The following is a 13,833-nucleotide window of genomic DNA, read 5'->3' as shown; positions in this document are numbered from 1 at the left end:
TGAACTGACCTTCTGTGAAGATGTCGCAGGTGGGATGGGACGCACTGGAGCAGTGGGGCGATGCCGTCGTTCGCGGCGAACGGCTCACCGGCGGAGTCGGCGTCAACCAGGTGTGGAGCGTGCGTGTCGACGGGCGCCTGGCGGTCGGTCGTCTCGGCCGGCGCGGCGACGCTGATCTCGCGTGGGAGACCGGCCTGTTGCGGCACCTGCACCGTGAAGGGATGTCGGTGCCGGTGCCGATCCCGACCACCGACGGCCGGTACTTCGCCGACGGCCTGGTGGTGATGACCTACGTGGACGGCACGCCGCCCGAGACCCGAGCCGACTGGCGTCGCGTCGCCGACACCCTGCGCCGGCTCCATCGGCTGACGCACGGCTGGCCGCAACGCCCGGGCTGGCGCTCGTCGACCGACCTTCTGCACGCCGAGACCGGGACGAGGGTCGACCTCGGCGTGATGCCGTCCGAGGGCGTGGTTCGCTGCCGGGCGGCGTGGGCGCGCCTGGCCGGTCGCAGGACGTGCGTCGTCCACGGCGACCCCAACCCGGGCAACATCCGCATGACCGCGGCGGGCGTCGCGTTGATCGACTGGGACGAGTCGCACGTCGACGTCCCCGACCTCGACCTGGCACTGCCGCACAACGCGGCCGGTCTCGACGACGACGCCTACGACATCGCCGTGCAAGCGCGGGCCGCATGGGAAGCCGCTGTCTGCTGGGACCCCAGCGGGACCGACCAGTTCGCGGTCAAGCGGCTCGCCCAAGTGCGAGCGGTCTGAGCAGGCTCGATCGCGATCTGTCCACGCGCGGACTCGCCACACGGGAGGACGCGCGGCCCACGCGGAGACGCGGTAGGGGCGGGTTGGCGCGGTGGGCGTGGCGTTGACGCGGCAGGGCGCGTCCTGCTCGGTGTGCGGGGAGACGGCGCGGCCCCGCCGTCCGCGCTGGGCCGGGGTTCGGCGCGCGGACGGCGGGGGCGCGAGGGTCAGCGGCCGGTGCCGCCGTAGACGACCGCCTCGACCTGTTCGGCGTCCAGGTCGAAGGCGCGGTGCGCGGCGGCTACCGCCGTGTCGATGTCGTCCTGGGCCACCACGACCGAGATGCGGATCTCCGAGGTGGAGATCATCTCGATGTTGACGCCCGCGTCGGCGATGGCGGCGAAGAACGTCGCGGTGACGCCCGGGTGGGAGCGCATCCCGGCGCCGATCAGGGACACCTTGCCGATCCGGTCGTCGTAGCGCAGCGACTCGAACCCGATGCGCTCCTTCAGCTTGTTCAGCGCGGCGAGGGCGCTCTGCCCGTCGCTGGCCGGGAGCGTGAAGGAGATGTCGGTGCGTCCGGTGGACGCGGCCGACACGTTCTGCACGATCATGTCGATGTTGATCTCGGCCTCGGACAGCACCGTGAAGATCGTGGCGGCCTCGCCGACCTTGTCGGGCACCCCCACCACGGTGATCTTGGCTTCGCTCCGGTCGTGCGCGACGCCGGAGATGATCGCCTGCTCCATCTCGTGCCCCTCGATGTCACTGCTGTCGACGACCCACGTGCCCTCCTTCTGGGAGAACGAGGACCGCACATGGATCGGGATGTTGTAGCGCCGCGCGTACTCGACGCACCGCAGGTGGAGGATCTTCGCGCCGGACGCCGCCATCTCCAGCATCTCCTCGTAGGAGATCCGCGGGATGCGGCGGGCCGCGCCGACGATGCGCGGGTCGGCGGTGAAGACGCCGTCCACGTCGGTGTAGATCTCGCAGCAGTCCGCCTCCAGCGCGGCGGCCAGCGCGACGGCCGTGGTGTCCGAACCGCCCCGGCCGAGCGTCGTGATGTCCTTGGTGCCCTGCGAGACGCCCTGGAACCCCGCGACGATGCAGATCGAGCCCTCGTCCAGGGCGGCGCGGATCCGGCCCGGCGTCACGTCGATGATCTTGGCTTTGCCGTGGGCGCCGTCGGTGATCACGCCGGCCTGGGAGCCGGTGAAGGAACGGGCCTCGTGGCCCAGGTTGGCGATGGCCATCGCGAGCAGCGCCATCGAGATGCGCTCGCCCGCGGTGAGCAGCATGTCCAGCTCACGGGCGGGCGGCAGGGGGCTGACCTGCTCGGCCATGTCGATGAGATCATCCGTCGTGTCGCCCATCGCGGACACCACGACGACGACGTCGTTGCCCGCCTTCTTCGTCGCGACGATGCGCTGGGCGACCCGCTTGACGCACTCGGCGTCGGCGACGGAGGAGCCACCGTACTTCTGCACGATAAGAGCCACGAGTGGGCGCTCCTCGGATCGGGGTCTGGCGTAACGCCACGAGTCTACCGATGCCGCCGTCGACGGTTACGAGCAGGTAACTCCCCAGATGGCGGACACCGTCAGCGCACGGCCACGTCCAGGCGCGCCCCGGCGATCACCGCGTGGAGCGCACGCAGCGCCGCCCCCGCGTGGTTGCCCCAGTGGTTGAAGTACGAGTACTGCCACCACCACAGCGCCTCCAGCGGACGGTCCTGCTCGTAGTGGCGCAGGCCGTGGACGAGGTCGCTCGCGACGTCCACGAGATCGTCCGACAGCCGGTACGCGGTCGGCTCGGTGTCCTTGTACGGGTCGAAGACCTCGACGTACTCGTCCACCGACGCGAGCCGCTCGCCGAGGCCCTGCCGGACGATGTCGAGATCGGGGTCGGGGCCGACCTCGGGCTCCCAGTTGTCGGGCAGGATGACGTCCGCCGTCGCGCCGAGCTGCGCGCCCGCCAGGATGACCTGCGACACCTCCAGCAGGAGCAGCGGGATCGTGTGGACGCCGCCGTCGCCGCGCGCCACCGCCTCCAGCCCGTTCAGGTAGTTCCGGACATGGGTCGCGACCCTTTCGGCCAGGGCGTCCCAGGTGGCGGTGTCAGACATCGAGCAGCCTCCGTCCTTCAAAAGCGCGTCCCAGCGTGACCTCGTCGGCGTACTCCAGGTCGCCGCCCACCGGCAGCCCGCTCGCGAGGCGGGTCACCGTGAGTCCCATCGGTTTCACGAGCCGGGCGAGGTACGTCGCGGTCGCCTCGCCCTCCAGGTTCGGGTCGGTCGCGAGGATCAGCTCGGTGACGGTCCCGTCGGCGAGCCGCTGCATCAGCTCGCGGATGCGCAGGTCGTCCGGGCCGACGCCCTCGATCGGGGAGATCGCGCCGCCGAGCACGTGGTACCGGCCGCGGAACTCGCGCGTCTTCTCGATCGCGACGACGTCCTTGGACTCCTCGACCACGCAGATCACGGCCGGGTCGCGGCGGACGTCCCGGCAGATGCGGCACTCCTCCTCTTCCGCGACGTTCCCGCACGTCCGGCAGAACCGGACCTTGTCCTTGACCTCCTTGAGCGCCCGGCCGAGCCGCTCCACGTCGGCCGGATCGGCGGCGAGGAGGTGGAAGGCGATCCGCTGCGCGCTCTTGGGGCCGACGCCGGGCAGCCGGCCCAGCTCGTCGATGAGGTTCTGGACGACCCCTTCGTACAACGGTCTCTCCTTCTGGTCAGGCGCCGGGCAGGCCGGGAAGTCCGGGCATGCCGCCGCCGAGGCCGGACGCCAGCGGACCCATCTTCTCGGCCGCCAGCTCCTCCGCACCGCGCCTTGCGTCCCGGATCGCGGCGACGACGAGGTCGGCGATCGTCTCGGCGGTGTCGGCCGGGTCGTCGGCGTCGATCGTCTTCGGGTCGATGGTCAGGGCCGTCAGCTCGCCCTGCCCGTTCACCGTCGCGGCCACCAGGCCGCCGCCCGCGGTGCCCGTGACCTCGGCCTCCGCCAGCTCCTGCTGCGCGGCGACGAGCTGCTCCTGCATGCGCTGCGCCTGCTGGAACAGCTCCTGCATGTTGAAACCACCGGGTTCCACGGGGTGCGCTCCGTTCCGTCTCGCCCGCCGGGCGTCAGCACTCCCGACGACCGCGCCCGACCGTCGGACGCTGTCTTCCACGAGCCTAAGGCTTTACACCAACATCCGATACGCACCTGTTCCCCCGGGTGCCCGAGCGCACCGTCACGCCTCGGGAGCCGCCTCCTGCGACCCGGCGCCGAACCAATAACGCGGGTCGATGGGAGCCCGGGTGACCGGGACGGTGAACCCGAGTGCGGTGAGCCGCGCCGCGATCTCCGAGACCGGGCGCCGCAACTGGACCGCAACGCTGATGAGGCTCTCAATGGAAACCGTTTCGCCATCGACCAGCCACAGCACGCTGCCGTCGGCATCACGGCTCAACAACACAGCAGCATCGTCCGACGGAATTGTGTCGGGAAGACCAGCCGAACCCGGCACCTCAAAACCCCACCCCACCAACCGCTCCACAACCTGCGGAACACGCCACCGAAGCCGCACCGCCAACCGCACCACATGCCCGACAGAAACCGGGACCCCATCGACCAGCCACGGCGGCCCGCCGTTGGCATCACGGCTCAACAACACGGCGTCGTCCTCCAACGGCACTGTGTCGGGAAGACCAGCCGAACCCGGCACCTCAAAACCCCACCGCGCCAACCCTTCCACAACCTGCGGAACACGCCACCGAAGCCGCACCGCCAACCGCACCACATGCCCGACAGAAACCGGGACCCCATCGACCAGCCACGGCGGCCTGCCGTCGGCATCACGGCTCAACAACACGGCGTCGTCCTCCAACGGCACTGTGTCGGGAAGACCAGCCGAACCCGGCACCTCAAAACCCCACCGCGCCAACCGCTCCACAACCTGCGGAACACGCCACCGAAGCCGCAACCCCACCTGCACCACATGACTAATCGGAATCGGCTCCCCACCGGCCAACCACGGCGCCCTGCCATCGGCATCACGGCTCAACAACACGGCAGCATCGTCCTCCGACGGAATTGTGTCGGGAAGACCAGCCGAACCCGGCACCTCAAAACCCCACCCCACCAACCGCTCCACAACCTGCGGAACACGCCACCGAAGCCGCAACCCCACCTGCACCACATGACTAATCGGAATCGGCTCCCCATCGACCAACCACGGCGGCCTGCCGTCGGCATCACGGCTCAACAACACGGCGTCGTCCTCCAACGGCACTGTGTCAGGAAGACCAGCCGAACCCGGCACCTCAAAACCCCACCCCACCAACCGCTCCACAACCCGAGAGACGGAAATATTCAACCTTGCCGCAGCTCCAATAATGTGAGTTCGAGTGATCGAACCAGAAGCATATCCAGCCAAAATAAACGCATCAGACGGAAGCGAGATATCCTTAAAGTGCACAAGCGGGCTCGGCCTTTTTTCCAGGAGATCAACAAAAACGGCCCTACGCCAGGCCCCCACTCGACCAGCAGCACGCCCAAATCCCCAAAGATCCGACCTGTAAGCCCCTTCCCCCATCCAAGGAAAATAGTTGTCGAGAATGTCCGAAGGGAAACAACCGAAGATGGAAATCGGAATAGCGATACCACCTATACGCCAACAATGATTCGTATTGGCGGCAAGCCGCAGCACGATACTATCGGCGAGAAACGGCCTATCGGCTGCCAGTCGACTCAGCCAAAGATAGCTGCCGACGGCATATCTTCCGTTCGGTTCGCTCACTTCTAGCGGCTCACGCTCATCGCGCGACGGCATCGCCACAATGCGATCGACAGCGCTGGAAAGCAAGTTCTTGACCGCCGGTTCGTCGTAATCGAGCATGTTGCGGCGGTCCACAGAAAGTGTCGGGGCGATCGGACCCCGCAAATTGACGACGGCGCCGTAAATGTTACGTCCCGCCCAGAGCCCATCGGCCAATACAGCGCCTGGTCCACCGCACCACCAGACTTGATCAGAGCTGTCTCCTACGACGTCGTCTACAGTCCGTCTCGCTCCCACTCTCAACGGATCTTCAGCTCCGATCGGAGCCCGTGGGCTCAACTCACCAGGCACCCAGACTTCCTTCTCGGTCCCGGAATCAGCAGTCGTATTGAACTCGGCCACCCAGAGCAGTCGCCGCAGCACATCGACCGTCGAGGGCGGAACGATGGACCGGTTCAGGTAGAGCCGCACCCTCGTGAAAGGTGCTACTCCGGGGCCGATCCTGTTGATATGGAAGATCGTTCCTGGACCGGAGATGGTGACTTCAAGGATCTCTCCCGGCTCACCTTTCCGACCCATACGGCATGTCGTGACGACGATCTCGTCGGCCAGCATGAAGTAACTGAGGACGCCAATTCCGAAGCGACTGTTGGGAAACAGCTCGATAGGCTCGTCAAGGGCTTCCCATTCCGCACGCTCCTGAAGGAATTCCGGAAGATCAGTGAAGCGTGCACCGGCCCGACTGAACACGTCTTTCAGTCCATGCACGTCCAGCCCAATGCCATTGTCCTCACATTCGATGAACGGTCCGTAGTCATCCGATCCCTGGGAAAATTCGATCCGACCGTTATAGGGAGCCAGATCGTGTCCCTTCCGGCGTAGGTACTCACTGCGCGCCCACCGGTAACGACATGCGTCCAGCGCGTTCTGATAAAGCTCTCTGATCGCGAGCGTACGGTCGTGGTAAAGCTGCTCTCCCATGAGCAGCTCGCGCACCTTCTCGTCGTCCAGGCGGAAGCGAAGCCCCGGCGAGTCGTAGGCGGGTCTCCCGTCGCCGGTGTCGGCGGGTCCGATATTGTCCGCGCCGACCGTGTCCGGGAGTCTGCCGAGAACCGCTAGGTCGGTTCTGGTGTCGGCGGCAGAGTGGATCACCTTGAGGACCCCGGCTACTATTCCGACGTGATCGGCCAACGCCACGGCCACCGCCTGGTGATGACATCGTGCGTTCAGCACCCGGTTGCGATGCCACGGAACCCAGGAGGAGTCGGCCACCGTTTCCCTGACCGTGCGGGCATCGAGCCCGTTGCGCCGGGTGCCGATGTGGCCGACCAGCGTCTCACCCAGATCCGCCGGGTCGATCGCCATTTTGCGGGCGAGCACAAGAAGGTGGCCGAGCAACTGCTCGCGGACGTGCTTCTCCCAGCCGGTGCTGGCGCGCAGCGTGACGCGACGCCGAAAGGATTTGAAAGCGCCTTCGGCTTCGGCCAGCCGTTCGGGACCGAGGTCCATCGCCTGTGTGAGGACGGCGAGCCTGAGCCGCTCGAACACTTCGCGGACCAGACGGTCGGCGTCGGAGTAGCCGGCCCCGATGCGCGCGGCTCCCACCAACTCGGTGAGCGTCGTCTCGACATGGTGCGGGTGGAGCTGCATGTCGTGCCGCGTCATCCGTTGGAGCAACCACCAGTTGAGGGCCGACCTCGCCGTGTCATCGATCAGCGTTTCCGTACGACGATACTGCCTTGAAAAATAGTCGCGGCAGAATTGCGCGAATATTTGGACCGCGTCGTCCTCCGTTTCGGCCAGCCATGTGCTCGGAGGTGGCGAAAGGACGTTCCGGGCGAGATGAATTGCGTGCACTGTCGCATGGAGGAAGGGCGTTACGGTGAGCAGCGCCGCCTCTGCCGACGACAGCGTGAAGTCCGCGCCCAGTTGGTCGATCAGAAAGTTCAAACGTTCGGCGGTACGGGGCGCCAGCATCGGATCGCACCAGGGGCTGTCCTCGAACTTCGCACGCGCGGCACTGTGCGATCGCGACAGTTCCCCGGCGAAGGACGCCGCCGCCGCGCGCAACTCGTCGGCTCCGAGGCCGTTCTCGTCCGCGACCATGCGCCAGACCGGGTTATCGCGTACGCCCGTTACCCACGGGTCCTCATCAGCCGGGTTCCTGGCACGCAGACCGGTGGCCTTGCGCGCGGCGGGATGGGCGCGGTTGCGCGCCAGGACGATCCGGCCGCCCTGGCCCCGGGTGCCGAACTGCGGTTCGGGGGTGGCCGGCCGGAGCGCCAGTCTTTTCTTGAGTTCCCCGTGCAGGGTGCCGGTGTCGAGAAATTCTGGGCCGCCGTCGATCCCCTCGGACATGATGTTGATCAGTTCTCCGGTGAAAACGGTGAACTCATCGTCCGGTGGGGCGAGGGCCGGCTGCGTCTCCGCCGATGCGGTGAGAACACACGCACCGTGGAACTCGGCCTTCTCGGCCACCTGCTCCTGAAGCTTCTTCGGGGGCTGGTCCGCACCCATCTGCCCGCGAAAGGCGGCACCGCTGAAACAGCAGTCGAGGATGACGACCGTCCGCAGGGAGCCGCTGCGGTTGCTGACGATTCGTCCGCTCAGGTGCGCGTAGGCAAGACATTGGTCCGGCTCGTCGACGCCCGGAAGCGCGAGGTAGAGGTCGTCGCCCGGGCCGACGAGCATTCCGTGGCCCGCGTAGTACACGAGCAGGGTGTCCGTCGCGTCGCGAGCCGCCCGTTTCACCTCGTCGAGGACGGTCCGCTCGTCTTCGGGCTGGGAGAGCTCGACGCAGTGCTCGGGGGAGAGTCCCCAGACGGTTCCGTCCGTGAGCAGGCGCTGCAGCCGACTGGTGTTGCGTGCCACGCTGGGAAGGTCCCCGGCCCACGTCCCGAGGTCCTGGCAACCGCTGTGCGTGCCGATGAGAACCGCGCGAGACGCGGCGGGATCCGGAAGACTCATGGCTGTGGACGAGACCCGGCGTCCTCGGTGAGCGCCCGCACGATGCGGGCGACCTCTTCGTGATCGCTTCCCTTGACGCGTACTGCCGTGCCGCCGACTTCCAACCACACTTCGGCGTCGGTCTCGCCGGGCTTGCGGCGGCGCGCATCCCACCAGGTCAGCACCGAAAAGGCGAGCGAAGTCAGGGCGATCTCGTTGGCGATGACGGCCTGGACGAGTTCGGCCCCCATTTCACCGGGTCCGCCGGCCGCCGGGGTGATCTCGGCTTCCCCGGAGACGGGGTCCGCCAGCAGCCAATTCAAAAGCGTTCTGCCGGTGGCCGCGCCCTCGACTCGGATCAATACCCGCATGTCGCCCCTCCGCGACTTCCAGCCCTCGGTCCGTCAAGGCCAGCCTGCCCGACCTAGAACTCGCCCGTCTGGTGATGGACGGAAATGGCCGACATCGGCATCTCGTGCCGTAAGGCGCAGCCGTGGCCGTCGCGCACGATCACCTCGTCAGCGGGGATGGGACATCGGCGGACGGGAGAGCGTCAGGGACGCAGGCAGCATTTCCGCGCGTCCCGTCGGAGCGCCACCGCCCGTGGAATGCGGGTCAGACGTCGTCCAGTTCGCGGATGACCTGGCCGCCGAGTTCGCGCTGGATGAGGGCCATGCTGTCGGTGTAGGTCTCGGCGCCGTCGGCGTCCAGGTCGCCGTCGAAGTCGACCTCGTCGGTGTCGTCCACCGGGGTCGGGCCCGGCGGTGGCGGCGGGTCGTCCGGCGGCGGGGGCGGGGTGGGCTCGCGGCGGACGGGTGCCTTGGTCTCCGGCTGTGGCGGCGGGCTCGGCGGGGCCGGGGGTTGCGCGGGCCTGGGCGCGTCCACGGGCGGGGCCGCCTGGGGGACGGACGGTGTGGTCGGTGGTGCGGGCGCCGGTGCGGGAGGTGGTGTGGGCGCGGCGAAGCCCGTCGGCGGTCCGGGGGGCGGGCCCTGGCGAGACGGGGGCGTTCCGCCGCCGCCGTTGAGGACGGTGTCGATGCGCCAGTCGACCTTCAAGCGCTCTTTGAGCACGTCGCGGACGATGGCGTCCCGGCCGCCGTTGGTGAAGTTCGTCCGCTTGCCCTCGGCGTCGAAGGCCAGGGTGAGCAGGTTGCGTTCGAGGGAGAACGGCTCGACGCCCGACATGATCATCATCCAGGCGACACGGCTCTTGCGCTTGACCGCCTCGACGATCTCCGGCCACAGGCGCTGCACCATGACGATGTCCGCGCCGCCGGTCTGCGCCGGGGCGCCTTGGGCCGCGCTCGGCTGGCCCGCCGCGTAGTTGCTCTGATCTGCCGGGGCGGCTTGGTATCCACTGTGCGTCGACTGTCCCGGCCGTCCGTCCGACGGGCCGTTGGGCTGGTTCGCCGGGCTGCTCGGCTGGGTCGTGGGGGCGCTTTCCTGGGCGGGAGGGGGCTGATCTGGGTGCGAAACGTTCGCGGGCGGCGGCGCGGACGACGGGCCCGGGGCCGCCGGACCGCGCCCGGCGGAGCCCTGCGCGGACGTCCCGGACGGAGCGGGTGGCGCGTCCGGCGCCTGTGGCCGCTGAGCCTCAGGCCGTCCGGCTTCCGGAGGCGCGGACCGCTGCGGCGCTCCGTCCGTCGACGGCACCCCGGCCCCGCCGACCTGCCCGGCCCCGGCGAACCCGCCGGACTGCCCCAGCCGCTCCAACCGGTCCAGCCGCGCGTACAGCGAAGCCTCGTCCTGATAGGCCGCAGGCAGCAGGATCCGCGCGGAGATCAGCTCCAGCAGCAGCCGAGGGGACGTGGCCCCCCGCATCTCCGTCAGCCCGGTGTGCAGCAGATCGGCGGCCCGCGCGAGATCCCCGGGCCCCATGGACGATGCCTGCGCCCGTATGCGCTCCATCTCGTCCGCCGGCCCGGTCAGCAGCCCCGACCCCACGGCGTCCGGGACGTTCGCCAGAATCACCAGGTCGCGGAACCGCTCCAGCAGATCGGCCGCGAACCGCCGCGGGTCCTGCCCGCTCTCGATCACCCGGTCGATCGCGGCGAACACCGCCCCGCCGTCCCGACGGGCGAACGCCCCGACGACGTCGTCCAGCAGTGACGCGTCCGTGTACCCGAGCAGCGAGACGGCCCGCGCGTAGGTGATCCCATGCTCGTCCGACCCGGCGAGGAGCTGGTCGAGGATCGACAGCGTGTCCCGCGCGGACCCGGCCCCGGCCCGGACGGCCAGCGGCAGCGCCGCCTCCTCGTACGGGACGTTCTCCGCGTCCAGGATCTCCACGACGAGCTGCGTCAGCACCCCGGGCGGAATCAACCGGAACGGGTAGTGATGGGTGCGCGACCGGATCGTCCCGATGACCTTCTCGGGCTCGGTCGTCGCGAAGACGAACTTGAGGTGCGGCGGCGGTTCCTCGACGAGCTTCAGCAGCGCGTTGAAGCCCTCCCGGGTGACCATGTGCGCCTCGTCGATGATGTACACCTTGAAGCGCGCGGACACCGGCGCGAAGAACGCGCGTTCCCGCAGGTCACGGGCGTCGTCCACACCACCGTGGGACGCGGCGTCGATCTCGATGACGTCGATGTGCCCGGTCCCCGTCGGCCCGAGCGCGACACACGAGTCACAGACGCCGCACGGCTCGGGCGTGGGCCCCTTCTCGCAGTTCAGCGAGCGGGCGAGGATCCGGGCGCTGGACGTCTTGCCGCAGCCGCGCGGCCCGCTGAACAGGTACGCGTGGTTGATCCGCCCGTTGCGCAACGCCTGCTGCAACGGTTCGGCGACATGTTCCTGCCCCTTGAGCTCGGCGAACGTCGCCGGTCGGTACTTGCGGTACAGAGCCAAACTCATCGGGGTGGTCCGCCCTCCTCGGGAGCAGAGCGTTCGGCGGGGATGCGCGCGCCCCGCAAGCAAAGGGACCCCCCGCACACCCGCCAGAGCCCGCTTATCCTTGCTGCCTTCCGGCCCTGGGGAGGTTCACAGGATGACGCCGCGCGAGGGGTCTGACCCGAGTCTATGCCATCCCCGGCCCCCTCTTCACACCATCCGCATAAGCTGCACCCCATGCCGACGATCCTGCACATCGCCGAGCGCGAGCACTGGGACGCGGCCCGCGCGGCGGACGCCCCCTACACCCGCTCCACCCGCGGCCGGACGCTGGACGACGAGGGCTTCGTCCACTGCTCGTCCGACGAGGCGCAGGCGTCCGCCGTCCTGTCCCGCTTCTACGCGGACGTCCCGCCCGGCGACCTGATCCTGCTGGTCATCGACGTCTCGTCCCTGGACGCCCCCGTCCGCCACGAGCCCGCGGACGGCGAGCTCTTCCCCCACGTCTACGGCCCGATCCCCCTCCACGCCGTAATCGAGGTCCGCCCAGTCCCCGCGACCCGGTAAGCTCGCACGCGGAGGATTCGCCTAGTGGCCTAGGGCGCACGCTTGGAAAGCGTGTTGGGTGCAAGCCCTCACGAGTTCGAATCTCGTATCCTCCGCACAGCCTGACCAGGCAAAACACGAGGCCGGTACCCCAGCGGGTACCGGCCTTCGTCGTGGGTCCGTCTCAGTTTCCGTCTCAGTTGCGAGTTCCGGCCAGTTCGCCCGTCCCCGTCACAACCTCCTGCCGGTCGCTTCCTTCGTCCTCCATGGCCTTCCTGATGGCCGTCTCGATCTCTCCGAGCATCGTGATCATCTCTGCGATCCGTGACAGAGCGAGTTCGCCGCCCGTGTCCAGGAGCTCGACCATCTGCCGGAAGTGATCTTCGAGCGGCTGCCAGCCGGAGGCTTCCACTCCGGGGTTCCCCCAGAGAAGATCTCCGACTCTCCGTGCGACGGAAAGGCGAATCGCGTCGATCACGTGCTGGTACCGCTTGGCGTTCGCGGTGCTCGACCACCCCATGATCGACATGGTCGTACGCTCGCTGACTTCGAGAATCAGCAGGACCGTCGCGGCGGTGTGCCGTGCGTCGTGCAGGCGCCCTTCCCGCAGACCCGCTTCTTCGAGAAGATCCTTCCATTCGTGGTGATCAGTGTTTGTGTTGAGGATGGAGCCGTCGGGCTTCGCGAAGACCCATCCGCCCTCCTGCCACTTGTCGCCAGCGGCCACCCGCTCAGCGTCCTGTGCCTCTTTATGGCGGCGGAGAAGCGCGACGACAAATGGGGGCAGGCCGATCCTTCGGCGCCCGGCCTTCGACTTGACAACGGCCGTAAGAGGATTGGTCCGGATTTTCTGCGGACAGTATCCTGGCTTGCGACCACAAACATCCCCACAACCATGTGCATATTTGGGACGGATCGCCTGGCGCCGGATGCGAAGGATGCCCTTATCCAGATCGAAGTCGTCCCACTTGAGGCCCAGGGCCTCGCCTTGGCGCAAGCCCAGGGCGAGAGCAAGGACCCAGCGGGCACTATTCCGCCGAAGAGCCGCAACCTCCAAGAGATCTTTGATCTCGTCGACGTCGTAGGGCTCGATCTCCTCTTCCTCGATCACCGGGGCTTTCGCGTCCTTGGCCACGTTCCTGGTGACGAGCTGGCGTCGATGGGCCTCGCCCAAGGCGACCCGGATGGTTCGATGTACATGGTGGGCCGTCGCCGGCTTCAGCCCGCTTGTTTGCATCTTGGCGTAGAGCCGCTCAAGGTGCGTGAAGGTGAGCTTGTCCAGCCAGTGTTGGCCGATGCCCGGGATGAGGTGGTGGACCACGTCCACCCGGTAGCCGTCATGCGTCGACTGGCGGATCGTCGGCACGACGGCCACCTCGTTGATCCAGTACGTCAGCCAGGCTTCCACTTTCATGCGCCCGCCGGCCTTGGGGGCGTTGCCCTCGTCGCGAAGCTTCTCCAGCCGCTTGATCTCCGCGATGACTTCGTTCTTGTCCCACCGCTCAATGTGCCTGCGGTCGGGCTTGCCGTCGTCCCTGACCCCCATCGAGACTCGGCCGTGCCATTTGCCGTCCTTGCTCTGGTAGAGAGTGGAACGACCGTTGAGGTTGCGCTTCGCCTTTGCCATGTCTGCCCGCTCAGGCCGCCGAACTGCGGCGACGGACGACGGAGGAGAGAAACGCGTCAACGGCCTCGACAGGAATCAGCCGACGCCGACCGATCTGGACGGAGTCAAGCTCTCCTTCTCTGATCAGCTCGTAGATGGTCGTACGCCCGATGCGCAGACGACCGGCGGCTTCTTCGACGGTGTAGAGCTTGTTGGCCTCGGGAGCGATCCCAGGGGCCTCGTCGTGGCGCTCGGTGACCTGCGCGGGCTGCTCGGCCTCGGTGATGACATTGAAGGTCCGGAGAATCTCCACGACCTCCTCCAGAGTGAACTGCTGACCTGGCCGCGCGTCGCCCAGCGGAGCGATCTTCTTTCGCCGCGCCATGC

At 67.9% G+C, this 13,833-nt stretch carries 11 protein-coding genes, 1 tRNA gene and 1 other RNA gene; 3 read left to right on the top strand and 10 right to left on the bottom strand.

Annotation, left to right across the window (positions count from 1 at the left end; translation table 11 throughout):
* The first annotated feature begins 20 nt into the window (after positions 1–20).
* On the top strand, positions 21–776 hold the full coding sequence (locus tag GQ466_RS16660; protein WP_202420471.1) for a phosphotransferase enzyme family protein: 756 nt from the start codon (positions 21–23) through the stop codon (positions 774–776).
* 206 nt (positions 777–982) lie between these two features.
* On the opposite strand, the gene GQ466_RS16655 is transcribed toward GQ466_RS16660, so the two are convergent.
* The 8 genes from GQ466_RS16655 to ffs all read right to left on the bottom strand — a co-directional run bounded on the left by GQ466_RS16655 (position 983) and on the right by ffs (position 11,474).
* Positions 983–2,257, bottom strand: a complete 1,275-nt coding sequence (locus tag GQ466_RS16655; RefSeq protein WP_161103728.1) for an aspartate kinase — start codon at positions 2,255–2,257, stop codon at positions 983–985.
* Between the two features lie 101 nt (positions 2,258–2,358).
* The gene (locus GQ466_RS16650) at positions 2,359–2,883 is read right to left on the bottom strand and encodes a DUF5063 domain-containing protein (protein ID WP_161103727.1); all 525 of its coding nucleotides are present in this window, start codon (positions 2,881–2,883) and stop codon (positions 2,359–2,361) included.
* Positions 2,876–3,475, bottom strand: coding sequence for a recombination mediator RecR (recR, locus tag GQ466_RS16645; protein ID WP_161103726.1), 600 nt, complete (start codon positions 3,473–3,475; stop codon positions 2,876–2,878). The genes GQ466_RS16650 and recR overlap by 8 nt, the downstream gene beginning before the upstream one ends.
* A 16-nt stretch (positions 3,476–3,491) precedes the next feature.
* Positions 3,492–3,848, bottom strand: a complete 357-nt coding sequence (locus GQ466_RS16640; protein WP_337193495.1) for a YbaB/EbfC family nucleoid-associated protein — start codon at positions 3,846–3,848, stop codon at positions 3,492–3,494.
* 144 nt (positions 3,849–3,992) lie between these two features.
* Positions 3,993–8,486: a caspase, EACC1-associated type gene (locus GQ466_RS16635; protein WP_161103725.1), complete on the bottom strand. Its 4,494-nt coding sequence runs from the start codon at positions 8,484–8,486 to the stop codon at positions 3,993–3,995.
* On the bottom strand, positions 8,483–8,836 hold the full coding sequence (locus GQ466_RS16630) for an effector-associated constant component EACC1 (protein WP_161103724.1): 354 nt from the start codon (positions 8,834–8,836) through the stop codon (positions 8,483–8,485). The genes GQ466_RS16635 and GQ466_RS16630 overlap by 4 nt, the downstream gene beginning before the upstream one ends.
* Positions 8,837–9,080: 244 nt before the next feature.
* Complete coding sequence (locus GQ466_RS16625) at positions 9,081–11,318, bottom strand: DNA polymerase III subunit gamma and tau (protein ID WP_161103723.1); 2,238 nt, start codon at positions 11,316–11,318, stop codon at positions 9,081–9,083.
* A 60-nt stretch (positions 11,319–11,378) separates the two neighbouring features.
* Positions 11,379–11,474: signal recognition particle sRNA small type (gene ffs, locus GQ466_RS16620), an RNA gene on the bottom strand.
* Positions 11,475–11,531: 57 nt separating this feature from the next.
* On the opposite strand from ffs, the gene GQ466_RS16615 reads away from it, so the two are divergent.
* Positions 11,532–11,861 (top strand): DUF952 domain-containing protein, encoded by a 330-nt coding sequence (locus GQ466_RS16615; protein WP_161103722.1) that lies wholly within the window; start codon positions 11,532–11,534, stop codon positions 11,859–11,861.
* A 10-nt stretch (positions 11,862–11,871) separates the two neighbouring features.
* Positions 11,872–11,956 (top strand) — tRNA-Ser (locus GQ466_RS16610).
* A gap of 80 nt (positions 11,957–12,036) precedes the next feature.
* On the opposite strand, the gene GQ466_RS16605 is transcribed toward GQ466_RS16610, so the two are convergent.
* Together GQ466_RS16605 and GQ466_RS16600 are read right to left on the bottom strand one after the other, a co-directional pair.
* Positions 12,037–13,467, bottom strand: coding sequence for a tyrosine-type recombinase/integrase (locus GQ466_RS16605; protein WP_161103721.1), 1,431 nt, complete (start codon positions 13,465–13,467; stop codon positions 12,037–12,039).
* 10 nt (positions 13,468–13,477) lie between these two features.
* Positions 13,478–13,831, bottom strand: coding sequence for a helix-turn-helix domain-containing protein (locus GQ466_RS16600; protein ID WP_161103720.1), 354 nt, complete (start codon positions 13,829–13,831; stop codon positions 13,478–13,480).
* Between the last annotated feature and the right edge of the window lie 2 nt (positions 13,832–13,833).

This window comes from Actinomadura rayongensis (assembly GCF_009831215.1).
GTDB classification, from domain to species: Bacteria; Actinomycetota; Actinomycetes; order Streptosporangiales; family Streptosporangiaceae; genus Spirillospora; species Spirillospora rayongensis.
This window is presented reverse-complemented; position numbering and strand designations above follow the sequence as displayed.